This is a genomic window from Patescibacteria group bacterium, from assembly GCA_041651355.1.
Classification (GTDB): Bacteria; Patescibacteriota; Patescibacteriia; order Patescibacteriales; family UBA12465; genus JAPLVX01.
Genome location: JBAZJK010000001.1, coordinates 193,867 through 218,896 on the forward strand (window position 1 = coordinate 193,867; position 25,030 = coordinate 218,896).

The following is a 25,030-nucleotide window of genomic DNA, read 5'->3' on the forward strand; positions in this document are numbered from 1 at the left end:
CCCTGCATTGTTTGCAGGGTTTTTTGTCATATTAATAAAGTACGATTAGTTCTTCACCAGGAAATGATCCAGTCCGCTTTCTTTGATCAGTTCATCCATCTGGCCGTCGCCGATTCCTTCGGAAAAGCGATGGTTCTTATCAACTTTCAAGCAGAGGGCGCCAAGATTATCCTTGGCGTATTCAGCCAAACCCATGATCTGGGTGTTGAAGATGACGCTGAATTGTTTGCCTTGGAGGACACTGAGAATCATTTTCCCTAAACGGAAGCCGGCATCTTCCTGGGTGCCTTTACCGATTTCGTCGATAAAGACCAGAGATTGTTCTTTGGGCACCTTATGGATTTCTTCCAAAAGGTTTTTGACTTTGTTGACAAAGACGGTGGCAGTTGAGCCCTCGCCCTCATCGTTAGTTACAGAACCCAGGACGGTTTTGACATCCAGAGAGAAACTTTTGGCAAAGACTGGCAGTCCCGATTGGGCAAGATAGATATTTTCAATCACGCTTTTGCCGGTGACGCTTTTGCCGCCACCGTGACGGCCGGTCAGGCAGATCATTTGGCCGTTGATAGTCGGCAGGTCGAAAGGAATCATCTTCTTGTTTTGCCCCATCATGTTAATGGGAGCCAAACCGTTGAAGGATACTCCGATTTTGCCGCTATCCCTGATTTCCGGTACGCATAAAGGAATCGAAAGTTCCTCGGATTTTTTGATAAAGATTTCAATCACCCGGTTCAGGTCGGAGAGCTGTTGCAATGATTGCTTTAAAGCCATCCGCTGGTTAAGCAGATGTTTGTAGCTGAAAACATTTTCCTTCAAGTGGTAAAGGTTAGAGATTGCATACCATTTGAATTCTGAATCGGTCATGGTGGAGGGTATCCTGATCGTCCGGTTGAAAAGTTCGAAACGCTTTTGCATTTTTTCGTAAAACGGTAATACCCCGTACATTTCTCTGACGTGGCTCAGCTTTTCCGACATCTTGGCTTCGATGGAAGCGGCTATTTTCTTTTCTTTGTCAGTATAGCCGTCAAAATTACGGTAATGCAGTTCAAAGCTGGCGTTACGCACATTATTTTTCAGTCCGATAACCCTGATAGTCAGGCCGTGAGAGTCGTAGCGGAAGTAAATAGTCATGATCAGGCCGGATGTCTCTAAACTCCTGTTAAGGTCTATGATTTCCTTCCTCAATTTGTCACGTTTTTTCCTGTCGCTTTCGCTAATCTCCTCGCTCATATCCCGCCAATCGGTGGGAGGAGTGAGCAGGCTCCTGACGCCAGATTTGATGTCAGTTTCCAGGCAGCTGGGGAAGTGCAGGACGGCGGCTGAACGATAGGCATTCATTCTGACGGTTTCAGTTTTGATCTTCGTGGCCAGCTTTTTGATTCCGGTCAAGCGGCAGAAGAGGTTTTTCGTCCATTCGGGCGCATTTACTTTGTAGCCGGATGACCATTTGGCCGAATAAGCTTTACGTCCCCGGATAAACATATCCGCTTCGGAGTTGTAAACGAAGGGGTTGAATTCTAAGATTCCTTCCATTTCCGTGACGCTTTCCAGTTTCTTGGAAATTCTGGCAGCCATTGCCTTTTCCGTTTCCGATAGGATAGCTTTTTCCGCTTTCAGCTTTTCCGCCCAACCTTTAATCCTGGCCGGGGAGTCGGGACTGTCTAATTCCAGGATGATGGATTCGACCATCTCCCAGTAGGGGTTGTTTTCTTGCCCGTAGATACGAAGAAATTCATCTTCATTATTTGGCAGGCCGTTGAAATTTTTGGCAGCTTCGAGCCATTTATCGATTTTTTCTCTGGCTCCGGGAGATTGGAGGAGAAAGCGGGATATCTCATTCCTGAGCCTGATTTCCCGGGGGTTAGTGAGACCGAAAGAGTCCGGCAATAGTCCGGATTTTTTAATGGTCGAAATGATACTGGGCAGGGAGAAGTCCTGCGGATTAACTATGTTAATCCTTGATAAACTTTCCGGGTTAGGCCAGAAAGGGTTAACAACTACATTGGTTTTTTTCTTCATGTGCTGATTTTTTTGGGTTTTTGTCTAATTTTAGGTAATTATTATTGATTTTATTTAGTGTTGTTAAAGGGCTAAACAATTCGTAAATATTATAATATTAATCAAAATTTGTCAATATTTATTAAATAAGCAAAGCATATTATACTAAATTTAGGAAAATCATCTATATTTTCCAATTTTTTGATTTATAAACTATTTATATATCTATGGGTTTACTCAGCAAAATAATGGGCGATCCTAATGTCAAGATCATTAAAGGAATGAAGCCGATTTTAGATAAGATCAACGCTTTGGAACCAGACTTGCAGTCTTTATCCGATGAGGCACTAAGAGCCAAGACCCCAGCCCTTAAACAACGCTTAGAAAAAGAAACTCTAGACGATATTCTGCCCGAAGCTTTTGCCGTAATCAGGGAGGCGGCTCGAAGAATATTGGGCCAGCGACATTATGAAGTGCAATTAATCGGCGGCATCGTTTTGCATCGCGGCCAGATTGCAGAAATGAAGACCGGTGAAGGCAAGACTTTAGTGGCCACCCTGCCTTTGTATCTTAATGCTTTAAGCGGAAAAGGAGTTCATTTAGTAACCGTTAATGATTATTTGTCGCGAGTCGGTGCCGGCTGGATGGCTCCAGTCTATCATGCTCTCGGGCTGTCTACTTCCGTCATTATCCATGAGAATGCCTATATTTATGATCCTGAATATATTGATGAAACCCAATTCGATTCTCGTCTGCAGCATTTTCGCCGCCTGCCGCGCCGGGATGCCTATCGCTGTGATATTACCTATGGCACTAACAATGAATTCGGTTTTGATTACTTGCGGGATAATATGGTTGGGAGTCTGAGCCAGACTGTCCAGCGTCCTCTTAATTACGCGATCGTCGATGAAGTTGATTCGATTTTAATCGATGAAGCGCGTACCCCGCTCATTATCTCTGCTCCAGCTGAAGAATCTACCGACCGCTATTTTAAATTCGCCCAGCTGGTGGAAAGGTTGGAAGAAAATGAAGATTATAATGTCGACGAGAAGATGAAGGCGGCGACCCTGACGGAAAATGGCATCGCTAAGATGGAAAAATGGTTGGGAGTGGAAAATATCTATATCGCCGGCGGAGTCAAAGAAGTCCATCATATGGAGCAGGCCCTTAAGGCTCGGGTGCTTTTCAAGAAAGATAAAGATTATGTCGTCAAAGACGGCGAAATCATCATCGTTGATGAATTCACCGGCCGTTTGATGCCCGGTCGGCGCTATAGCGAAGGCTTGCACCAGGCGATTGAAGCTAAAGAGGGCGTGAAGGTCCAGAAAGAATCCCAGACGATGGCGACGATTACTTTCCAAAATCTTTTCCGTTTATATGATAAATTAGCCGGCATGACCGGTACGGCCGTAACCGAGGCAGAAGAATTCCACAAGATATATAAATTAGATACGATCGTTATCCCAACCCATAAGCCGAATATCAGGCAGGATGCTAACGATTTGATCTATCGGACCGAAGAGGATAAGTTCAAGGCGGTCATTCGTGATATCAAAGAACGTAACCAGAAGGGCCAGCCAGTGCTCGTCGGCACCATTTCAATCGAAAAGAATGAAGTCTTAGCGGATATGATGGAAAGAGAGGGCTTACATCCCGAAGTCCTTAATGCCAAGAACCACCTTAAGGAAGCTCAAATCATCGCTCAGGCCGGCAAGCGTGGTGCTATAACTTTAGCGACTAACATGGCGGGCCGCGGCGTCGATATTATCTTGGGTGGCAATCCGCCGGAAAAAGAAGAGCAGGCGGCCGTCCGGGAATTAGGCGGTCTGCATGTTATCGGTACCGAGCGCCATGAATCCAGGCGCATTGATAACCAATTGCGCGGTCGGGCGGGACGCCAAGGCGATCCTGGTTCTTCGCAATTCTTCGTCTCTACCGATGATGATCTGATGAGGATTTTCGGGGGCGATCGCATGCGCAATCTGATGAAGACCTTACGGGTGCCGGCTGATGTGCCGATTGAGAATCGGATGATTTCTCGCTCTATCGAATCCGCCCAGAAGAAGGTTGAGGGTAATAACTTTGATTTAAGAAAACACTTGGTTGAATATGATGACGTGATTAACAAACATCGCGAAGCTATCTATCGCCGCCGCCGGGAGATTTTGGAAATCGGCGAAAAAAATAATGAAGCCCCCGATGAGAACGGAGAGGCTAGGACTTTAGGTGATATCGTTTTAGAGATGGTCCAGGGAGAAATCATGGCCGTGGTGAATTTCCATACGGCCGGCGACCAGATTGAGGGCTGGAATGTGACTGAAATCTATGAAACGATGCGTAGCCTTTTTAACGCCGAGCCCGGTCTTCGCTTAGAACTGGAAAAGATCGCTAAAGGTGATGGTCATAAAGACAAGCTGCGCCAGGAGATGATTGATAATCTAATAAGCGCCAGCCGGGAAGCCTACGCGGAATTAGGTGATAAGTTTAAACAATCTAATATAGATTTTTCTGAAGTGGAAAAAGGTGTGCTCATCCGTTCGATCGATCAGATGTGGGTGGAACATTTGGAAACCATGGATTATCTCCGCCGCGGCATCGGTTTAAGAGGCTATGGACAAAGGGATCCTTTGGTAGAATATAAAAAAGAGGCCTATCGCCTCTATCATGAGTTAAATGACTTGATCCAGAAACAGATTGTCTATTCTATCTATAAGACTGCGGCCGCTTTAGCGGCTACCCCCAATTTAGTCAGTCTCATGGCTGAAGGTGAGAGCGAGCGGCCCCTAAATTTCCAGGGCGCGGCCAAAGAGATGGATAGACAGGCAAGAAATAATGATACGATTGACCTGGTTAAGGAGAAGGTAAAAGATGAAAGCGGCCATAAGGTCGGCCGGAACGACCCTTGTCCTTGCGGTAGTGGGAAGAAGTATAAGCATTGCTGTGGGAAATAAATTATTTTTATTCTTTATAAAAAATTTAACTTTTCTTAATGATGGTTTTGCTATAATGATTGGTATAATTTACTAATCATTAAAACTATGAAAAAAGAAGAATCTAAAAAAGAAATCGCCCTTTTTTCTGGGCAAGAAATCAGGCGTTCTTGGAATGAAGCGGAAGAGAAGTGGTATTTTGCGGTAGTCGATGTGATAGCCGTATTGACTGGAAGTGCTGATCCTAATGACTATTGGTATAAGATGAAAATTCGTGTTAAGAGCGAGGCCGGAGTTGAGTTATCGACAAATTGTCGAAAACTGAAATTTTTAGCTAAAGATGGCAAATATTATTTATCCGATGCCGCCGACACGGAGACAGTTTTCCGTATCATCCAGTCTATCCCGTCTCCTAAAGCTGAGCCATCCAAGCTTTGGTTAGCTCGGGTCGGTTATGAAAGAGTCGAAGAGGTTGAAGATCCGGAAAAGGCCATCCAGAGGGCAATGGCGACTTATTTAAAGAAAGGTTATTCTAAAGAGTGGGTTGACTTAAGACTGAAAAGCATTGAAATCAGGAAAGATTTAACTAATGAATGGAGCGCTAGAGGAGTTAAGAATAATGAGTTTGCTATTCTTACTGATGATATCACTTTTGCTTGGGCCGGAATCAAGGTTAAGGATTATAAGAAGATAAAAGATTTAAAGAAGGAGAATTTACGGGATAACATGACTAACTTGGAATTAGTCTTGAATATGCTGGCGGAAACTTCTACGACTGAAATTTCCAAGAAAGAATTGCCTGACACTTTTTCCAAGAATAGAAAGGTTGCCAAAAAAGGCGGCCGAGTGGCTGGCAAAGCTAGACAGGAATTAGAAAAACAGCTTGATCGCTCGGTTATTTCTAGAAATAAGTTTTTACCGGCCGAGAATAAGAAGCTAAAATGAAATATCCTGAGAAATAATATGCAAATAAATGTCGGTTCGAAAAATCCCGTTAAAGTTCAAGCCTTAGAAGAGATTCTTTCAGATTATCCTGATTTTAAAGGAGCGGAGTTGACTATAGTGGAAACACCCTCTGGAGTTAGCGACCAGCCGAAGTCTTTGGACGAGACCGTGCAAGGGGCTATGAATCGAGCTAAGAATTCATTTAGTAACTGCCAATATAGTTTCGGGATGGAATCAGGCTTGATGGCTGTTCCTAACACCAAATCAGGTTATATGGATGTTTGTGTTTGTGCTATCTTTGATGGAGAAGAATATCATCTTGGCCTGTCTTCAGCCTGGGAGGCGCCCAAAAAAGTAACTGAAATGATGTTGCGCGAAGGCTTGGACATGAACGACGCCGCCTATCGCTCTGGCTTCACCGATAATCTGAAGGTCGGGTCAGCCGAAGGTTTGGTTGGCATCATGACTAAAGGTAGGTTGACTAGGAAAGAATACACCAAAGAAGCTATCAGAACCGCCCTCATTCATGTGGAGAAATAATTTAAAATAATTATGACTGAAGCAAATAAAGATTTGAGGCCGCGTGGCGGTGTTGGTGTTTATATCATCAATAATCAGAAAGAAATTCTTCTGCTTTTGCGGGCGGCCACGCACGCCCCTGGTTTCTGGTGTCCGCCTGGAGGCCACATCGAATACGGTGAGAGTTTCTTTGATTCAGCGGCCAAAGAAGCCAAAGAAGAAGCGAATATCGACGTCGCCGAGATTGAAGTGATGGGCGTAACCAGCGATGTTTATCAAACCGAAACAAAACACTATATAACTGTACATCTCAAGGCCTTAAAATATAGTGGCCAGGAAAAGCTGATGGAGCCGAATAAGTTTGCCGATATCAAATGGTGGCCCCTAGCTGATTTGCCAGAGAATATTTTTCCAGCTGTGAGGAATTTTTTAGAAACGAATCCGGTCTGCCTTTGCGGCAGTGGTAAGAAATATTTAGAATGTTGTGCAAAATAATATGGCAATTATTAATAAAAAAATTTGGCCGGAATATTTTGAGCCAGTAGCCTCAGGCAAGAAAAAATATGAGTTGCGCCTCAATGATTTTAAAGTTCAGGAGGGCGATGTTTTAGTGCTCGAAGAATGGGATCCAGCTACTAAAGAATACACAGGCAGAAAGACCGAAAAGAAAGTAAGCTACGTCGGGGAATTTAGGATAGACGATTTATTTTGGCCAGAAGACCAGATTAAGGAAAAAGGTATTCAAATTATTTCCTTAGAATAATATGCAATTTAACGATCTAAAAGAATTTATTAAAGAAGAAGACAAGCGTTTGCGCGAGCGTTATGGTAATTATATCGATGATGAAAAGCGCATCTTAGCTAGAACCGTCAAGATTACGGAAGAATTAGGAGAATTATGCGATGAAGTTTTGAGTTTTAGTTCTTTGCAACGGCAAGATAAGCTGGATAAGCATGATCGGAATAATTTATCCGACGAGTTTGCTGACGTAATTATCACTACACTCCTGTTAGCTGATACTATGGAAGTCGATATCGAGCAGGCTCTAGAAGATAAGATTAAGAAGATAAGGTTAAGGAGCTAAGGATATGATACATGAGGATACCTTTAAAGAAGTAGATTTCAATGGTGCTAAGGGAATAGTTTTCTTGGGCGATAAAATGCTGGTCTATCGTCGTGATGATAAAACCAGTGATTCGCCCCTATGTCTTGATTTACCCGGCGGGGGACATGAGGTTAGTGAATCGCCCTTTGCTACTTTCCAGAGGGAAGTGAAGGAAGAATTCGGCCTCGATATCGAAGGAGAAGAAATTGAATTTTCCTGCACCATCCCGAGCGTAATGACGCCGGAGAAAAAATCCTTCTTTATAGTCGCTAAAGTTAAAAATTCTGGGCCTGAAGATATCGTCTTCGGCAATGAAGGCGTCGAATGGTTTCTGATGACTCCCGAGGAATTTATCGCTCATCCCGATGGCATTAAGCGCCAGCAGGAGAGGGTGGGGCAGTACCTATCAGGCAGCTTGGTTTCCGTATAATCTTCAAAGTAATATAAAAAGTTTAAAAATATGACAGCAGGAGAACAATTTAGCTTAATACCGGAGTTTGAAAAAGCCGATCGTGACGCCCGTAGCGAAGCGCAAGCTGAAGCCGCGCAAGATCGCGAAGAAGAAGAGAAGAAGATACAGGAAACTTTAAACCGTGGAACTTGGGAGGCCGAATTAAAAGCCCTTGATGATGAAAAACGCGCGGAAGAAATTGCCGCGGCCGAAAAAAAGTTGCATGATCTCTATGAGAAAGATGATCCTTGGTCAGACATTAATTCCCCGATTACTAACGAAATCTTGAGATCTAAGAAGAGAAAACGTTAAGCAAATTTAAAAGCGCCGTCTTCTGCTTTTAAATTTGGAAACAAACCTAAGAAATAAAGCAAAAGAGACGGCGCTTTAGAGAAGGAACGACACAACCAGTCGAACTTACTGAACATAAATAAATCAACAAAGCAGGTTAAATCAATACATGGCAAACTGACAAAACATAAACGAAAGCATCTGAAAAGACTGGTTGTTACCTATATTATATACTATAGCCTGTTTATAAGTCAAATCTATTAAAAATTTATCAATAAATATGCAGACTGAGCCAAAAAAGACGAATGATAATTCTTTTCCCAAGATGGAGGAACAAGTCCTTGATTTTTGGGCAAAGCATGACATTTTTAATAAAAGCTTGCACCAAGAATCGCCCCGAGGAGATTATGTTTTCTATGATGGCCCGCCTTTCGCTACCGGTACCCCCCATTACGGCCATATTGTGGCGAGCATCATGAAAGATATTATCCCACGTTACGCCACCATGCGCGGCTATCACGTCGACCGCAAGTGGGGTTGGGATTGCCATGGCCTGCCGATCGAAAATATCGTCGAGAAAGAACTGGGCACCAAGACTAAGAAGGAAATTATCGATCTAGGCGTAGCTAAATTTAACGACCTCTGCCGTTCTAAGGTCTTAACTTATGTCGATGAATGGAAGAAAGTCATCAGCCGCTTGGGCCGTTGGGCGGATATGGATAATGCCTATCGTACCATGGACTTAAGTTTCATGGATTCAATCTGGTGGGCCTTCAAGCAATTATGGGATAAAGGCTTGATCTATAAGGATTATCGTTCCATGCATATTTGTCCGCGCTGTGAGACGACCCTATCCCAGTCAGAGGTAGCCGAAGGCTATCGCGATATTAAGGATTTATCCTGTATCGCTAAATTTGAATTAAGCGACGAACCTGGAACCTATATCTTGGCTTGGACGACGACGCCTTGGACGCTAATCGGCAACGTCGCCTTGGCGGTTGGCGGAGAAATCGAATATGTGAAAATAAAGCTCGGGTCAGAGTTTTATATTTTAGCCAAAGAACGTTTAGGCGATGTCTTAAAAGACGCTCAATTTGAAATTACTGAGGAACTGAAAGGCCAAGGCTTGGTCGGGCGTTCATATAAGCCTTTGTTCGATTATTATTTTAAGGATAAAAGTCTGGCTAATCACGAAAACGGCTGGAAGATATATGCGGCTGATTTTGTCACGACCACCGATGGCACCGGCGTCGTCCATATCGCCCCTGCTTTTGGCGAGGATGACATGAATCTAGGAAAAGCCTGCCAGTTGCCTTTCATCCAGCATGTCGGCATGGATGGGCTGTTTAAGGCAGAGGTTAAGGATTTTGCCGGTTTGCACGTTAAGCCCCTGGCCGACCACAGTTCGAGCGATGTGGAGATAATCAAGCATCTGGCGGCCCGTAATTTGTTATTCCATAAAGAAAAGTATGAGCATAGCTATCCGCATTGCTGGCGTTGCGATACGCCGCTGATCAATTACGCTACTTCTTCCTGGTTTGTCAGCGTGACCAAGATTAAGGACCAGCTTTTGCAAAGCGCTCAGAATATAAATTGGTCGCCCAACTATATCAAAGAAGGCCGTTTTGGCAATTGGCTCGAAGGTGCGCGTGATTGGTCGATTTCCCGTCAGCGTTTCTGGGCTAGCGCTATCCCGATTTGGGAGTGTGAATGCGGTGAGCGCTTAGTCATCTCTTCGGTCGCGGAATTAGAAGCCAAGAGCGGGCAGAAGATTGAAGATATCCATAAAGATAAGGTCGATCCAATCACTTTCAAGTGTGAAAAATGCCAGGGAACCATCCAACGCATCCCGGATGTTTTGGATTGTTGGTTTGAATCCGGCTCCATGCCTTTTGCCCAGCTTCACTATCCGGAAGAGAATAAGGCTAAGTTCGATCAGAACTTTCCTGCCCAGTTTATCGCTGAAGGCTTAGACCAGACACGTGCTTGGTTTTATTATCTCCATGTTATCGCTGGCGGGATATTTTCTTCACATTCCTACGCTAACGTCTTAGTAAATGGCATTGTCCAAGCCGAGGACGGTAAAAAGATGTCGAAGCGTTTACAGAATTATCCCGACCCGATGCTTGTCATGGAAAAATACGGAGCTGATGCCTTGCGCGCTTATCTCGCCGCTTCACCTGTCATGCAAGCCGAAAATATAAATTTCTCAGAAAGGGGAGTGGAAGAATCCTTGCGCAAGAATATCATGGTCTTATGGAACGTCTATCGTTTCTATGAAATGTTTGCGGTTGATAAACAGGCAAAAGGAGTAAAAAGCACTAAGGCCTTAGACCTGTGGATCCTGGCTAAATTAAACCTTCTGGTTAAGGAAGTTACGGAAGCTTTGGAAGCATATAACCTGCCCAAGGCGGTCCGGCCGATAACCGAATTCATCGACGAATTGTCTACTTGGTATCTGCGCCGCAGCCGGGATCGTTTTAAATCAGAAGATCAAGATGACAAGCAAGGCGCCTTAGCCACCACTCAATATGTTCTCTCGCAACTTTCTAAGTTAATGGCCCCCTTCATGCCTTTTATCGCTGAGAATCTATGGCAGAAGGTAAATGGCTACGATTTTAATGATCCTGAGCAATCGGTCCATCTGCAAACCTGGCCTGAATATCAAACGAGCGACGCGGTTACGGGAAAAATATTATCCGAGATGGCAAGCGTCCGTGACATTTCCGCTTTAGGCCTAGCTAAGCGGGATGAGGCTGGCATTAAGATTAGGCAGAAGTTAAGCAAGGTTACAGTTAGCGGTGAAGTGGATCTAAGCGAGGAACTGATTCAAGTTATCAAAGATGAACTCAATATCGACGAAGTGATTATCCGTCCCGTCTCGGGTGCTCATTTGAAACTAGAGCTTGATACCGAGCTGACTCCGGAATTAAGGCGAGAAGGAATCAAGCGGGAGCTTATCCGTTTCATTAATCTTATGCGCAAAGAAAAGTCACTCAGCCTAAACGATCGCATTCAGATTTTGTATCAAGGCCCGGATGAACTCAGCCAAGACATTGAAGCGGCCAAGTCGGAAATAATGAAAGAGACCTTGGCGGATAGTTTGGAACAAGGAGACTTCGAAGCCGCCGCCGGCAAGACTTTGAAGATCGAAGGACAGGCGATAAACTTATTTATAAAAATAAATTAATAATTAACAACAAAACTATGACTACCTGGATCATCCTCGGCGTGATTGTCCTGATCGCTCTGATAATCATCGCCTTATATAACGGTCTAATCCGTTTAAAAAATCGTGTGGCCGAGGCCTATAGCGACATGGATGTGCAAATGAAGCGCCGTTATGATTTAATTCCCAATTTAGTCGAAACGGTTAAGGGCTACGCCGCCCATGAACGGGCCACCTTGGAAGCAGTGATTGCCGCTAGAAGCCAAGCGATGAATACTGGAGCTGAAGACGCGGAGAAAAAATTAGCTGCAGAGAACGCTTTGTCTTCTACCCTTAAATCCATCTTCGCTCTCGCGGAAAATTACCCCGATCTCAAAGCCAACCAGAATTTCTTAGAATTGCAAAGGGAATTGACCGACACGGAAGACAAGATCATGGCTGCCCGTCGGTTCTATAACACCAACGTCCGTGACTTCAACACCAAGCTACAAGTTTTTCCGACCAATATTTTTGGCCGGATGTTAGGCTTCAGTGCTTTTAAGTTTTTTGAAGTAGCTGATGCCAAAGAAAAAGAGCCGGTAGCCGTTAAATTCTAGGATTAGACGCTAAAACTATATGGCCTCCCTTTATACGCACAGCGCCGCTAATCGGCGTAAGACTTGGTGGCTGTTAGCCATCTTTCTGGTCGTCATCATCTTGATTGGCTATGTTTTTAGCTATTCTTTCGGCGATTCCAATATCCTCTATGGAGCCCTAATCTTCAGCATCTTTTTCAGTTTTTTCAGCTATTGGTATAGCGACAAGATGGTTCTATCTATGAGCCGAGCCAAAGAAGTCGACCATGATAGCGCCCGCGAACTCTATCATATCGTGGAAAATCTTTGCATTACGGCGGGTCTGCCCGTACCTAAAATCTATATTATCGATGACACGGCCCCGAATGCCTTCGCCACAGGTCGCAATCAAGAACATGCGGTGATCGCAGTTACTACCGGTTTGTTGCAAAAATTAGACAAGGCCGAACTTGAAGGCGTCATCGCTCACGAACTTTCCCATATCGGCAATCGCGATATTCTCTTAGCCACCTTGGTCACCGTCTTGGTCGGGGTCGTTGTTTTAGTGGCTGACTATGGTCGCCGCTGGTCATTATTCGGTGGCGGTCGCCGTCAGAACGACAGGGAGGGCGGCGATCAGTTGGCTTTTATCTTGGGTTTAGTCGCCTTAGCTTTATCAGTCTTAGCCCCACTTTTCGCTTATCTGATGCAATTCGCTATCTCCCGCAAAAGGGAATTCCTAGCTGATGCTGATGGCGCTCTCTTAACCAGATATCCGGAAGGTTTAGCGAGAGCTTTGGAAAAGATTGCTTCAGACCAAGAGCCCTTGGAAGTAGCTAACCGAGCCACCGCTCACTTATTTATCGCCTCTCCTTTTAAAGAAGATAGCCCCGCCCAGAAAAAGATCAGCTGGTTTACCAAGATGTTCATGACCCATCCGCCGATTGAGGAAAGGGTTAAGCGCCTAAGGGGAATGAATTCTTAAATATATATGCCTAAATTAGAGCTCCTCGCCCCAGCCGGCAACCTGGAAAAAATGAAGACAGCTTTTTTATATGGCGCTGATGCGGTCTATTTAGGCATCCCGGATTTTTCTTTGCGCGTCAGGATTAATGATTTTAGCCTTAAAACCTTGGGCGAAGGGATAAAACTGGCCCACCAACTCAAGAAAAAAGTTTATGTTACCGTTAATATCTTTGCTCATAATAAGCATTTAAAGAAGTTGCCGCCTTATTTAAAACTCTTAGGCCGTTTGCAGGTTGACGCTTTAATTATTTCCGATCCCGGAATTATAGCTTTAGCTAAAAAATATTGTCCAAAAATTCCCATCCATCTTTCTACTCAGGCTAATTGCACCAACAAAGAGGCGGTAAAATTTTGGGCCGGGCAAGGGGTGAGGCGTATCATCTTGGGTCGGGAAGTGACTCTAGAAGAAATTAAAGAGATTAAGCGCTTTGTACCCAAGATGGAATTAGAATATTTCGTCCATGGGGCAATGTGCATGGCTTATTCCGGCCGTTGTTTCTTATCTAAGGAATTAGTTAATCGGAGCGCTAATTTAGGCGATTGTGCCCAGCCTTGCCGCTGGCCCTATGAAATTAATATCCGCCCGGAAAAGCATGATGAGAGTTTTGAGTTGGTCAGCGAAGAGCACGGTTCCTACCTTTTAAACTCCAAGGATCTGTGTTTGATAAAATCTTTAGCTGATCTGGCCACCGCTGGAGTCAGCAGCTTCAAGATCGAAGGCCGGGCTAAAAGCATCTATTATTTAGCCATGGTGGTCGGGATATATAAGGCGGCGCTTTTAGAGATAAGGGCCGGGCGATCAAGACAGGCATCTTTTAAGAAGAAGATTAATTATTTTTTTCAGGAGCTTAAAACCAAGATTGCTCATAGGGGTTATACTTCTGGGTTTTTACTGGGGGAGAAAGGGGAACAGAATGTTTTTGATTCCCATGCTAAGATCGCTTGGGAGTTTTGTGGGCAGACAATAGCCTGGGCAGATGGCTTGGCTTTAGTGAAGGTTCATAATACGATTTTAGTTGGGAAAAACCTAGAGATTATTAAGCCGAACTATGATATAATAAAGGTGAAAGTCAAGGAAATGTTTGACGCCAATAGCCGGGAAAAGATTAAGGAGGCTCATGGTGGCGGCGGTGGCCAGCAGGTCGTGATCGCTTGCCCGGAAGTGCCGGCCGGTAGCGTCTGGCGCAGGCAGCTTTAAATTATTTTTTTATGATTGCTTATCTTCAAGGACCGGTTATCAGTAAGAGCCTTAATCAGGCCATCATCTTAGTTAATGGCGTCGGCTATCTGGTTTTTATTAGTGAAGCTTTAGCCAGTGAACTTAAACCAGGACAAGAAACGGAAATTTATACCTATCATGTCGTCAGGGAAGACGCTTCCGATTTGTATGGCTTTAAGAACCAGGAAGATTTAGAATTATTCGAATTGCTATTATCGGTTTCCGGGGTTGGACCGAAATCTGCTTTAGCGGTTTTAGCGATTGCTAGTGCTAGCGATATCAAGGAAGCGATTATCCGGGATAATGCCGATCTTTTAACCAAGGTCTCCGGCATCGGAAAGAAGACGGCGGAAAGGGTGGTTCTGGAGCTGAAGAACAAAGTAGCTAAATTGGGTGGCCGTCTCGATTTGAGTGCTGGTAGCGGCCTAGGAACCGGCGACGAGCTGGAAGCCTTGATGTCTTTGGGTTTTTCTTTGGCGCAGGCCCGTGAAGCTTTGAACGCGGTAGCCCCGGAAATAAAAGACAGCGGTGAGCGCTTGAAGGCCGCTTTAGCGAAATTAGCCCGCCAATAAGCGTTTATTTTGTTTAAAATTTGTCAATAAAATTAACTTTACAGCCTGTAGTTTTTAAGTTAGGATAAAGAGATATAAATCTATGGCCATTAACGAAAAAAGAACTATTACCAAACAAGCTGACGATTTTCCCGCCTGGTATCAGGATGTGGTAAAGGAGGCGGAATTAGCTGAGGTTTCGGAGGTGCGCGGTTGCGGCATTGTCCGGCCTTATGGCCTGAAAATTTGGGAGCTGATCAAGGAAGAGTTGAGCCGTCGTTTTACAGCTGACGGGGTAGAGAATGTCTATTTTCCGGTCTTCGTCCCCTTAGAAAATTTAGAAGCAGAGAAGGACCACGTCGAAGGCTTTTCACCGGAACTGGCGATTGTCACTCATGCCGGCGGTGAAGAGCTGACCAACAAGCTGGCGGTGCGGCCGACCAGCGAAGCGGCGATGTATAAAACCTATGCTAAGTGGATTCAGAGCTATAAGGACTTGCCTTTGCGTTTGAACCAATGGGCGAACGTCGTCCGTTGGGAAAAGAGGCCGCGCGCTTTCTTACGTTGGAGCGAATTTCTCTGGCAAGAGGGTCATACGGTTTTTGCTAGCGAAGATGAAGCGCGGGCAGAAGTCCGGAAGATGCTGGCTATCTATAAGGATCTGTATGAATATCTAGCTATCCCCGCTTTTTGCGGCCAGAAATCCGAAAGTGAGAAATTTGCCGGTGCTGTTAGCACCTTGACGGCTGAAGTGATGGCTAAAGATGGTAAAGCCATCCAAGGTGCTACCAGCCATTACCTAGGCACTAATTTCGCTAAAGTTTTTGAAGTTAAATATCTCGGAGCGGACGGCGAATTCCATTTTGGCCACCAAAACAGCTGGGGTCTATCCTGGCGGGCGGTCGGAGCGGTCATCATGGTCCATGGCGATGACAACGGCTTGCGTTTGCCTCCGAATATCGCCCCTATCCAGGTGGTACTGGTGCCGATCTATAAGGATGAAGCTAGCCGTCAGTCGGTCTTAGCCTATAGCGAGAAGATCGCCAAGACTTTGCAGAAAAAATATCGGGTTAAGATCGACAGCCGTGATTCCCAGACTCCGGGTTTTAAATTCAACTATTGGGAAGTGCGGGGCGTGCCAGTCCGTTTAGAAATCGGCCCGCAGGAAGCGGATGGTCAGAAAGTCACCGTCTTCCGCCGTGATAACAACACCAAGGAAAGCATCGCTCTCAGCGATTTGAATAAGCATCTAGCTAAGCTGATGAAAGATATCCATAAGAATCTGTATAGGCAAGCCTTCGATTTTTCCCGATCTCATATCCATCGCATCAAGGATTGGTCGGAAATCAAAGATCAAACCGGCTGGTTCGAAGCGAGCTGGAGCGAAGATCCGGAAACCGAAAAGCAGCTGAAAGAAAAATACGGCATTGTTTCACGCGTCCTTTTGGACAAACAGGCAAATTCTAAGCCGCGCCATCAGAAATGCTTCATTAGCGGCCAAGACGCTAAACATGACTGGCTTTTTGCCAAATGCTATTAGAGCCTTTCTTTTATTAGTTAATTATGTTTAAAAAACTTTTAGGAAAATTCAGCCATGATTTAGGAATAGATTTAGGTACTAAGAATACCCTGGTTTATGTTAGCGATAAAGGCATCGTGGTCAACGAACCGAGCGTGGTGGCAATTAATAAGCGGACCCATGAAATTTTAGAAGTCGGCGAAGAAGCCCGGAAGATGGTTGGTAAGACCCCGGGCCATATTGAAGCCATTAAGCCTTTGGTTGACGGCGTTATTTCTGATTTTGAGATTACCGAGAAGATGCTCAAGTATTTCATCAATAAAGTTCATAGCGAAAATTTCGTTTTGGTTCCTCGTCCTCGAGTGGTCATCGGCATCCCGTTAGATCTGACTGAAGTGGAAAAGAAAGCGGTTGAAGATGCCGCTCGTTCTGCCGGTGCCCGCAAAGTCTATCTGATAGAAGAAGCTTTGGCGGCGGCGGTTGGGGCTCGTTTGCCGGTAACTGAAGCAACGGCCACCATGATCGTCGATATCGGCGGCGGGACGACCGAGATCGCCGTCATTTCTTTGTCCGGCGTGGTTGCCTGGAAATCATTGCGGGTCGCTGGTAATGAATTTGATAATAATATCATTGAATATATCCGTGAAGAATTTAACATCCTGATCGGCGAACAGCTGGCAGAAGAGATCAAAGTGAAGATCGGCTCCGCCGTGTCCATTAAAGAGCTGAAGGAAATCGAAGTTAGAGGCCGAGATCTTCTCAATGGCTTACCTAAGGCAGTGATTGTCACTGATTCCCAGATCCGGGGGGCGATTAGCCGGACAGTCAATAAGATCATCGAGAACATCAAAATAATTTTAGAAACAACGCCGCCGGAATTGGTAGCGGATATCTATGAAAAAGGAATACATTTGTCGGGCGGCGGCGCTTTGTTGCGCGGTTTAGACCAGGCCATTTCCCAGGCGGCCAGGATTCCGGTTAAGATCGTCGACGATCCTTTGACCTGCGTCGCTCGCGGCACGGGTATCTTAATTAGTGATAAAGAATTACTCGCTAAAGTAACTTCACCGCTCGAAAGCGAGCGTTAAAGCTGTCAGCTATGTTGAGAATTTGGCAAAAACGAAAGTTGGTTTTGTTAGCGGTCGCTTTAGGGCTGCTAATTTTTTTTGGCCAGATCGGCTGGCTTGATCCGGTAGAAAATTTTTTAGTCCAAACCACGAATAAGCTGGCTAAAAGCGGGCATGACCTCAGTGTCCGTTGGGGCTTCGCCTACAGTGAACGCCGGCATCAAAAAAGCCTGGACTTGGATATTGCTAAGCTCGAAGCGGAAGTCGGGCGCTTAACGGCAGCTAATGCCAAGCTCCGGGAGCTCGAGGATGAAAATAACAAATTACGCAAGCAGCTTAATTTTTTTGCTTCAGAGAAATATAAATACGTCATGGCCCACGTCGTGTCCCAGCCGGCTTTACTTGGCGCGGCTGAAGCCGAAAAGGATTTAGTGGTTGATAAAGGTAGCAAGGATGGCTTGCGCCCAGGTTTAGCGGTCGTTAATGAGGATGGCTTGATTATCGGCAAGATAACCGAAACCAAGGATCGCTTGTCTCGCGCCTGTCTGATTACTAATTATAATTGTCGCCTAGCGGCCACGGTCCAGAACCAGACTAGGACAGTGGGGCTAACCGACGGCAATCTCGGCTTAACCATCAAGATGAGCTTTATTCCCCAAAGCGAGAAAATTAATCTGGGCGATACGGTCATAACCTCCGGTTTAGGTGGCAGCATTCCTAGGGGTCTAGTTATCGGCAAAGTCATCCAGGTTGATAATCGCAGTAATGAAATCTGGCAAGAGCTTAACATCGAACCTTTACTTAATTTGGACAACCTAACGATGGTGGCAGTGATCACCCCCTAAGCTTATGAGACGCCGCCTGGTCATCGCTTTAATTTTTTTCCTGTCTGCCTGGCTGATTTCCATCCTGCAGCTTTCTTTTTTAGATTCTTTGCCTGGCGTCTGGAGCCAGATTAATCTAGTCTTCCTGGCCTTGAGTTTCGTCCTATTCTTTTTAGATTTGAATAACGCCCTGGTGTTTGCTCTCATGCTCGGGCTATTTTTGGATTTTTTTTCTTTCAATCCTTTCGGTTTCAATCTTAGCCTGGCTCTGCTATCCGTTTTAGTCTTGAATCTTTTGCTAGTGAATTGGTTGACCAATCGTTCCTTCTATTCTTTAGTGGTACTGAGCGCCGTCGCTATCGTAGTCAGCCGGATCTTAGGTGCTTTGATACTGATGTTTGCCTCGGCCTGGGGGCCGGATAAGGCGGTTTTTGTTTTTTTACATTGGTTTTGGTGGCGCCAGATGCTCTGGCAGGTATTAGCCAGCTTCGTCTTAACCCTATTATTTTTCAACTTGATGAATATGCTCAGCTATCGTTTGAAGCCTTTTTTCTTGGCTAAAAAATGAAATTTGTGTATGATGATAAAAGCTAAATAAAGATTAAAATATTATGAAATACTCTGTGATTACTGTCGGCGGAGCGACTGAAGACATTATTTTCTATACCGCCGAAGGTTTGAGCCTCAATAACCCTAAAGATCTCTTGCGTCAGCATCTTCTTGCCTTCGAGGCTGGGGCCAAAGTCAAGATCGACCGTTCTTGGCCGAGTTTTGGCGGCGGCGCCGCTAACGCGGCTGTTAATTTCGCCGGCCTGGGTCTAAAGTGTGCCACCTTCGTTTGTTTAGGCAAAGATGATCGCGGCGCCAAAGTTAGAGCCAATTTCAAGAAAAGGGGAGTGGATGTCAAATTCTTATCCTATTCCAAATCACTGGAGACCGGCTTTTCTTTCGTCTTAATTGATCATAAGAGCAAGGAAAGGATTATTTTTTCTGCTCGGGGCGCTAATAGCGATCTCAGGATCAGCGCGAGCGAGCAACGGCAATTGGAAAAGAGCAAATGGATCTATATCACCTCCTTGAGCGGCGCTTGGAGCGCTAATCTTAAAGCTATCTTCAAGGTCGCTAAGCCCTTGATCGCTTGGAATCCGGGAGAAGCGCAGATCAAAGCGGGCGCTAAGTTCCTTAAACCCTTCTTGCAAAAAACTGAATTTTTATTTTTAAATAAAGACGAAGCCGTCGAGCTAGCTATCAGCCTGCCTAAGTTCAAGCATTTGCGTCCGACCCATAAGTTTTTTAACGATATCCATAATCTTTGCCAGATTATCAAAAGCCTGGGTCCGAAACGCCTGGTAATCACCGACGGCCGCCACGGCGCCTATTATTATGACGGTGGCGAAGTTTATGCCCAGACGCCGGCCAAAGAAAAGAAAAGAGTGGACGTGACAGGCGTCGGCGATGCTTTCAATTCTTCAGTCATCGCGGGTCTGGAAATATACCAAGGCGATATCAAGAAGGCTTTAAGTTTAGCGGCTAGGAATTCGGCAGCCAAGATCGCCCATCTAGGCGCGCAAACTGGCTTGATTAAGTTAAGATAAATTTATGATCAAAGGCGTAGTGATAAAAAAAATCGAGAGGTATGAAGATGAGCGCGGTTGGCTGATGGAGATTTTCCGTCAGGACGAGATGAATTTTTCTCCGCTAATGTCCTATGTCAGCCTAACCAAGCCGGGAGTTATAAGAGGACCGCATGAACACAAAGCACAGAGCGACGCCTTTGTCTTCATCGGGCCCGGGAGCTTTTCTCTCCATCTTTGGGATCGCCGCGATGATTCCGAAACTAAAGGTGAAAGCTTGGTTTTGGAGGTGGGAGAGAAGAATCCCTGCCTAGTGATCGTGCCCCCGGGTGTTGTCCATGGCTATAAATGTATTTCTGAGCAAGCAGCCCTGAGCATCAATTTGCCTGATAAGTTATATAAGGGCCCGAATAAGCAAGAGGAGGTGGATGAAATCCGTTGGGAAAAAGATCCTAGTAGCCCTTATAAGATTCAATAATTAAAGGTTCAAATAATATATGTGCGTTTTTTGCCAGATAATTAGCCAAGAGATTCCAGCCTACAGGGTCTACGAGGATGAAAAAACCTTGGCTTTCTTAGATAATCACCCGACTAGTCCGGGTCATACCTTAGTTGTGCCTAAAAGCCATTATGCTAATTTAGAGGAGATAAGTGACGAGGATTTGGCCGCGTTGATATCGACTGTCAAGAAGGTCGGACGTTTGTTGAAAGATAAGCTTGGCATTGCCGGCTATAATGTCAATGAAAATAACGATCCGGTAGCCGGGCAAGTGGTCAATCATCTTCATTTCCACGTGATTCCGCGGACGGAAAATGACGGCCTGACTCTCTGGCAGGGGAATGATTATAAGCCCGGAGAAGTGGAGGATTTAATAAATAAGTTAACTAGTCTATGAAAATCCTGGTTACCGGCGGTGCCGGTTTTATCGGTTCCAATTTTATCCGTTATTGGTTGGATAAATATCCTCAAGATGAAATTATTAATCTTGACCTTTTGACCTATGCCGGCAACCTGGATAATTTGTTAGCTGTTTCTGACCGTCCTAACTATCGTTTTGTCCAAGGCGATATTTGCGATGCAGCCCTAGTTGACAGCCTGTTAACCGGAGTCGAGCTGATTGTCCATTTTGCGGCGGAGAGCCATGTCGACCGTTCCATTAAAAATAGCGCCGACTTCATCAAGACAAATATCGAGGGTACTAGAGTGCTGCTAGAAGCTGCCAAGAATCATGGCAATATCAGATTTCATCATATCTCCACTGATGAGGTCTTCGGTTCTTTAGATTTTTCAGCGCCTAAATTCACAGAAAAGAGTCCCTATGACCCTCATTCACCCTATAGCGCCTCAAAGGCGGCGGCTGACCATCTAGTTCGAGCTTATTTCCATACCCATAAATTACCGATTACTATTTCCAATTGTTCTAACAACTATGGGCCCTACCAGTATCCAGAAAAGTTCATTCCTCTATTTATTACCAATTTGTTAGAAGGGAAGAAGGTGCCAGTATATGGGCAAGGGGCGAATATCCGTGATTGGATCCACGTCGATGACCATAATTATGGAGTTGATTTGATTATTAAACAGGGCCAGATAGGTGAGACCTATTGTTTAGGGGGTGATCAAGAGAAGACGAATTTAGAAATTACCAAGTTAATCCTGGACCTGATGGGGCAGACAGAAGAGATGATAGAATATGTCAGTGACCGACCCGGCCATGACCTGCGTTATGCGATCGATTTTACTAAAGCTAAAAATGAGTTAAATTTTTCTCCGCGGCGGGATTTTGCTTCCGGCCTTAAAGAAACCGTGGCTTGGTATAGCACCAATCGTTCATGGTGGGAGAAGTTAAAAAAATAATCATATGTCCAAGAAAATTTTTATCATCGAGGATGACACTAATATCCTGTATGCCCTAGAGGCCCAGTTTGCCGCCGAAGAGTTTATCGTGGAAACCAGTAATGGTGAAGAAGATCCGGAAGAGCTTTTTAAGCGCTTACGTCGTTTTTCTCCCGACTATATCGTCTTAGATGTGATTTTGCCGACTTCAGACGGTTTTGACGTCTTAAAGAAAATCCGTGAGGATGAGGAATTGAATGAAGCTAGGATTTTTGTCTTTACCGATATCAGCGATGAGGATAATAAGCATCGTTCTCTAGAGCTGGGAGCTGACTATTTCTTCTTCAAAGAGGATTTTGATACCTATGAATTCGTGGAGAAAGTTAAATCGATCGTCCGTAATGCCAGTAAGGAAAGGGAAGAGGAAACCGAAGACGATCGGGATTATGATGAATAGATTAGTAGTTAGCCGCATTTAAAGCTTTTTAAAAAGCGTCATCCGTTTGAGCGGATAACGCTTTTTTGTTAGTGGAGACAATAACGCAGTATTTGTTCCGCCTGGGGATTGCGATCGAAGAGGTGAAATTTAACATGATTAAAAGCGACCTTGATATCCGGGTCTTCCGGCCAAGCTGTAGCCACCGATTCAACCAAGTAAAAGGCAGCCAGACTGATCGCTTCATCAATATTTTCTTGATGGCCGGAAAAGGAATAGATGTAGCGGTAGCCTCTTAAGGCGCCGGCAAATTCATTGTTAGCCGGGTTCCGGCTTTCCCAGGACAAACAATGTCCGGGATTATTGAATAACCTTTGGCCTTTTTCTTGGCTCAGATGCAAATATCTGGCCTGTTTTTCTTCAGGGATTATTCCGCAAGCCAGGATGAGGACGATTTGGCCGGTTTTGGCATGTCGAATAGTTAGGTAACCGCCGCTACGGCGATTTTCTTCAGATAAGGCTGCATTTGCCCTAGCGATTATGTCATTGATAATTGCGTGGACTCTGGCAACGTTTTTCAGGAATTCTTCAGCTGTTTTCATGTTTAGAGGTTTTGGAAAGATCTAATTGGTAATCGTTTGATATTAACTGAAAAATCTATTTATGTCAATATTTAAGGTTTTGTTAAGCAAATTAAGCTAAATTTGACTAATCCCTAAAAAGTCGCTAAAATTAGTAATTATGTTTATCAAACGGATCGGGATTGATCTCGGGACAACTTATACGCTCGTTCATCTGCCAAAACGGGGCATAGTTATCAATGAGCCCAGCGTGGTGGCGGTTTCTTTAGATGATCGGAAAGTCTTAGCCGTCGGTAATGAGGCTAAAGATATGTTAGGTCGAACCCCGGATACGATCATGGCGGTCAAACCTCTTAAAGACGGGGTGATTGCTGATTATAAGGCGACGGAAGCGATGATCCGTTATTTTATCAACAAGAGCCTGGGCGGCGTGCGCTTGTTCCGTCCGGAAGTCATGGTGGCCGTTCCGGCCGGTATTTCTTCTACAGAAAGACGGGCGGTCATCGAAGCCACTATTGCCGCCGGAGCTAAGGCGGCCTATATCATTAAAGAACCGGTAGCGGCCGCGATTGGTGCTGATATCCCGATCGGTTCAGCCACTGGCCACATGATCGTTGATGTCGGCGGCGGCACCGCGGAAATGGCCGTTATCTCTTTAGGTGGTATCGTAGCTTCCTCTTCAGTCCGGGTCGGCGGTAATCGTTTTGATGCTTCCATCCTGGAACATATCCGCCGCAAATATAATCTGGCTATCGGTGAAAGGACAGCTGAAGAAATCAAGATCAATATCGGTTCCGCCTTGTTTATCGAAGATAAATTATATATGGAAGTCAGGGGTCGAGATATCGCTACTGGTTTGCCGCGGAGTCTAACCGTTTCCAGTGATGACGTCACTGAGGCAATCCAGAATGAGCTGGAGATGATTATTTCGGCCATCAAGAAAGTCTTGCACAAGACGCCGCCGGAGTTAGCGGCTGATATTATGGATAAGGGGATCATTTTATCTGGCGGTAGCGCTTTATTGCGGAATATCGACCAGCTGATCGCTCGCACCATGGGCGTTCCTGCCTATGTTGCCGATGACGCCCTCTTGTGCGTAGTTAAAGGCACAGGCATTGCTTTAGAGAACTTAGATTCCTATAAACGCAGTATTTTGGCAACCAAATAATTTTTTAAATATATGACTATCGGAATCGACGCTTCACGCGCTAATCGTCGATATAAAACCGGTACCGAGTGGTATTCATTTTATGTTATAAAAAATTTAGCGGAAATCGATCACGAGAATAAGTACGTCCTCTATACCAGCAATTTGCCGTCTTCGGAATTGCAAGAAATCATCCGTGATCATCCTAATTTTTCCCTTAAGGTTTTAAAGTGGCCTTTTAATTTTTTCTGGACCTTGGGCCGGCTGTCGATCGAAATGATTTTCTATCGTCCCGATATCCTATTCGTGCCCGCTCATACTTTGCCTCTGTTCCAGCCGAGGAAGACGATTACTACTATCCATGACATCGCTTTCACTAGGGAAAAAGCTCTTTATTTCCAGCATAAGCTGCCGACGACCACCCGTTTGGGGGAACTCATCCTTAATAATTTCGTGAAGATCATCACTTTTTCCAAATATGAGCCCAATTCCGTTGATTATTTGGATTGGTCGACCAGATATGCTTTTAAAAGAGCTAAAAAGATCATCACCGTATCCGATTTTACCAAACAGGAGATTTTAGACGTTTATCCTCAAGCCAAGGCTGATAAGATCGTTAGTATCCATAACGGTTATAATAATGATTTATATAAGAAGATCGATGATCCGCAAAGGATCGATAGCATTTTAGAGAAATATGGCTTAGAGCGGCCGTATTTTTTGTATGTCGGACGCTTGGAAAAGAAGAAAAACACCCCAGCTTTAATTGAGGCTTTTGCCCTCTTCAAAGAGAAAAACCCCGGCTATAACTATAAATTAGTCTTAATCGGCAGTGCTAGCTATGGCTTCGATGAAGTTAAATATGCGATCGAAGAATATAATTTGAATAAGGATGTCATCATGCCCGGTTGGGTGGAAGAATATGACATGCCCTATGTCTATAACGGAGCGGTCGGCTTCATCTTTCCTACCAAGCACGAGGGTTTCGGCATCCCGGTCATTCAATCCTTAGCTTGCGGTTTGCCGACAGCCGTCTCCGATATCCCGGTTCTCAGAGAAGTGGCTGGCGATTCGGTTATGTATTTTAACCCTAACCAACGTGAATCAATCGCCCAGGCTATGGAGAGTCTAGTTACCGACCAGCTTCAACGAGAAGAACTGATTAAAAAAGGCTATCTTACCGCCCAGGAATTCAGCTGGCGCAAGTGCGCCGAAGAAACTTGGCGAGAGATAATGAGCTTGTAAAATAGGGAGGAATCTAAACTTTTTCTAAAATAGAATATATG

At 44.9% G+C, this 25,030-nt stretch carries 26 protein-coding genes; 24 read left to right on the forward strand and 2 right to left on the reverse strand.

What is annotated here, in order from left to right:
- Positions 1 to 45 precede the first annotated feature (45 nt).
- Positions 46 to 2,019 carry a hypothetical protein gene (locus WC441_00950; protein ID MFA5163076.1) on the reverse strand — a complete coding sequence of 658 codons (1,974 nt, stop codon included), beginning with the start codon at positions 2,017 to 2,019 and terminating at the stop codon, positions 46 to 48.
- Positions 2,020 to 2,225: 206 nt separating this feature from the next.
- Here WC441_00950 and secA point away from each other — a divergent pair, with 206 nt between their 5' ends.
- The 22 genes from secA to WC441_01060 all read left to right on the forward strand — a co-directional run bounded on the left by secA (position 2,226) and on the right by WC441_01060 (position 22,037).
- The gene (gene secA, locus WC441_00955) at positions 2,226 to 4,949 is read left to right on the forward strand and encodes a preprotein translocase subunit SecA (GenBank protein MFA5163077.1); all 2,724 of its coding nucleotides are present in this window, start codon (positions 2,226 to 2,228) and stop codon (positions 4,947 to 4,949) included.
- Positions 4,950 to 5,036: 87 nt separating this feature from the next.
- Positions 5,037 to 5,873 carry a BRO family protein gene (locus tag WC441_00960; protein ID MFA5163078.1) on the forward strand — a complete coding sequence of 279 codons (837 nt, stop codon included), beginning with the start codon at positions 5,037 to 5,039 and terminating at the stop codon, positions 5,871 to 5,873.
- 18 nt (positions 5,874 to 5,891) lie between these two features.
- Complete coding sequence (yjjX, locus tag WC441_00965) at positions 5,892 to 6,413, forward strand: inosine/xanthosine triphosphatase (protein ID MFA5163079.1); 522 nt, start codon at positions 5,892 to 5,894, stop codon at positions 6,411 to 6,413.
- A 12-nt stretch (positions 6,414 to 6,425) separates the two neighbouring features.
- Complete coding sequence (locus tag WC441_00970; protein ID MFA5163080.1) at positions 6,426 to 6,887, forward strand: NUDIX domain-containing protein; 462 nt, start codon at positions 6,426 to 6,428, stop codon at positions 6,885 to 6,887.
- Between the two features lies 1 nt (position 6,888).
- A complete protein-coding gene (locus WC441_00975; protein MFA5163081.1) occupies positions 6,889 to 7,155 on the forward strand; it encodes a DUF3850 domain-containing protein in 267 nt (88 codons plus the stop codon).
- A 1-nt stretch (position 7,156) separates the two neighbouring features.
- Positions 7,157 to 7,477, forward strand: a complete 321-nt coding sequence (locus tag WC441_00980; GenBank protein MFA5163082.1) for a MazG nucleotide pyrophosphohydrolase domain-containing protein — start codon at positions 7,157 to 7,159, stop codon at positions 7,475 to 7,477.
- A 4-nt stretch (positions 7,478 to 7,481) separates the two neighbouring features.
- Positions 7,482 to 7,928 carry an NUDIX domain-containing protein gene (locus WC441_00985; GenBank protein ID MFA5163083.1) on the forward strand — a complete coding sequence of 149 codons (447 nt, stop codon included), beginning with the start codon at positions 7,482 to 7,484 and terminating at the stop codon, positions 7,926 to 7,928.
- 30 nt (positions 7,929 to 7,958) lie between these two features.
- Positions 7,959 to 8,261 carry a hypothetical protein gene (locus WC441_00990; GenBank protein ID MFA5163084.1) on the forward strand — a complete coding sequence of 101 codons (303 nt, stop codon included), beginning with the start codon at positions 7,959 to 7,961 and terminating at the stop codon, positions 8,259 to 8,261.
- A 259-nt stretch (positions 8,262 to 8,520) separates the two neighbouring features.
- Positions 8,521 to 11,430 (forward strand): isoleucine--tRNA ligase, encoded by a 2,910-nt coding sequence (ileS, locus tag WC441_00995; GenBank protein MFA5163085.1) that lies wholly within the window; start codon positions 8,521 to 8,523, stop codon positions 11,428 to 11,430.
- Positions 11,431 to 11,447: 17 nt separating this feature from the next.
- Complete coding sequence (locus WC441_01000; protein MFA5163086.1) at positions 11,448 to 12,005, forward strand: LemA family protein; 558 nt, start codon at positions 11,448 to 11,450, stop codon at positions 12,003 to 12,005.
- Positions 12,006 to 12,024: 19 nt separating this feature from the next.
- Positions 12,025 to 12,948, forward strand: a complete 924-nt coding sequence (locus WC441_01005; protein MFA5163087.1) for a M48 family metallopeptidase — start codon at positions 12,025 to 12,027, stop codon at positions 12,946 to 12,948.
- A 6-nt stretch (positions 12,949 to 12,954) separates the two neighbouring features.
- The gene (locus tag WC441_01010; GenBank protein ID MFA5163088.1) at positions 12,955 to 14,187 is read left to right on the forward strand and encodes a U32 family peptidase C-terminal domain-containing protein; all 1,233 of its coding nucleotides are present in this window, start codon (positions 12,955 to 12,957) and stop codon (positions 14,185 to 14,187) included.
- An 11-nt stretch (positions 14,188 to 14,198) separates the two neighbouring features.
- Positions 14,199 to 14,780, forward strand: coding sequence for a Holliday junction branch migration protein RuvA (gene ruvA / locus WC441_01015; GenBank protein MFA5163089.1), 582 nt, complete (start codon positions 14,199 to 14,201; stop codon positions 14,778 to 14,780).
- A gap of 82 nt (positions 14,781 to 14,862) precedes the next feature.
- A complete protein-coding gene (proS, locus tag WC441_01020) occupies positions 14,863 to 16,299 on the forward strand; it encodes a proline--tRNA ligase (GenBank protein ID MFA5163090.1) in 1,437 nt (478 codons plus the stop codon).
- 23 nt (positions 16,300 to 16,322) lie between these two features.
- A complete protein-coding gene (locus WC441_01025; GenBank protein MFA5163091.1) occupies positions 16,323 to 17,366 on the forward strand; it encodes a rod shape-determining protein in 1,044 nt (347 codons plus the stop codon).
- A gap of 11 nt (positions 17,367 to 17,377) precedes the next feature.
- A complete protein-coding gene (gene mreC, locus WC441_01030; protein ID MFA5163092.1) occupies positions 17,378 to 18,190 on the forward strand; it encodes a rod shape-determining protein MreC in 813 nt (270 codons plus the stop codon).
- Positions 18,191 to 18,194: 4 nt separating this feature from the next.
- Positions 18,195 to 18,737: a hypothetical protein gene (locus WC441_01035; GenBank protein MFA5163093.1), complete on the forward strand. Its 543-nt coding sequence runs from the start codon at positions 18,195 to 18,197 to the stop codon at positions 18,735 to 18,737.
- Between the two features lie 43 nt (positions 18,738 to 18,780).
- Entirely contained in the window at positions 18,781 to 19,764 is a 984-nt protein-coding gene (locus tag WC441_01040) for a PfkB family carbohydrate kinase (GenBank protein MFA5163094.1), read from the forward strand.
- Between the two features lie 4 nt (positions 19,765 to 19,768).
- Entirely contained in the window at positions 19,769 to 20,221 is a 453-nt protein-coding gene (locus tag WC441_01045) for a dTDP-4-dehydrorhamnose 3,5-epimerase family protein (GenBank protein ID MFA5163095.1), read from the forward strand.
- Positions 20,222 to 20,240: 19 nt separating this feature from the next.
- Positions 20,241 to 20,639, forward strand: coding sequence for an HIT family protein (locus WC441_01050; GenBank protein ID MFA5163096.1), 399 nt, complete (start codon positions 20,241 to 20,243; stop codon positions 20,637 to 20,639).
- Entirely contained in the window at positions 20,636 to 21,601 is a 966-nt protein-coding gene (gene rfbB / locus WC441_01055; GenBank protein MFA5163097.1) for a dTDP-glucose 4,6-dehydratase, read from the forward strand. The genes WC441_01050 and rfbB overlap by 4 nt, the downstream gene beginning before the upstream one ends.
- A 4-nt stretch (positions 21,602 to 21,605) precedes the next feature.
- Complete coding sequence (locus WC441_01060; GenBank protein ID MFA5163098.1) at positions 21,606 to 22,037, forward strand: response regulator; 432 nt, start codon at positions 21,606 to 21,608, stop codon at positions 22,035 to 22,037.
- A 68-nt stretch (positions 22,038 to 22,105) separates the two neighbouring features.
- On the opposite strand, the gene WC441_01065 is transcribed toward WC441_01060, so the two are convergent.
- The gene (locus WC441_01065; protein MFA5163099.1) at positions 22,106 to 22,618 is read right to left on the reverse strand and encodes a hypothetical protein; all 513 of its coding nucleotides are present in this window, start codon (positions 22,616 to 22,618) and stop codon (positions 22,106 to 22,108) included.
- A 139-nt stretch (positions 22,619 to 22,757) separates the two neighbouring features.
- Between WC441_01065 and WC441_01070 the strand changes: the two genes are divergently transcribed.
- Together WC441_01070 and WC441_01075 are read left to right on the forward strand one after the other, a co-directional pair.
- The gene (locus WC441_01070; GenBank protein ID MFA5163100.1) at positions 22,758 to 23,765 is read left to right on the forward strand and encodes a rod shape-determining protein; all 1,008 of its coding nucleotides are present in this window, start codon (positions 22,758 to 22,760) and stop codon (positions 23,763 to 23,765) included.
- Between the two features lie 12 nt (positions 23,766 to 23,777).
- On the forward strand, positions 23,778 to 24,989 hold the full coding sequence (locus WC441_01075; protein MFA5163101.1) for a glycosyltransferase family 1 protein: 1,212 nt from the start codon (positions 23,778 to 23,780) through the stop codon (positions 24,987 to 24,989).
- Positions 24,990 to 25,030 lie beyond the last annotated feature (41 nt).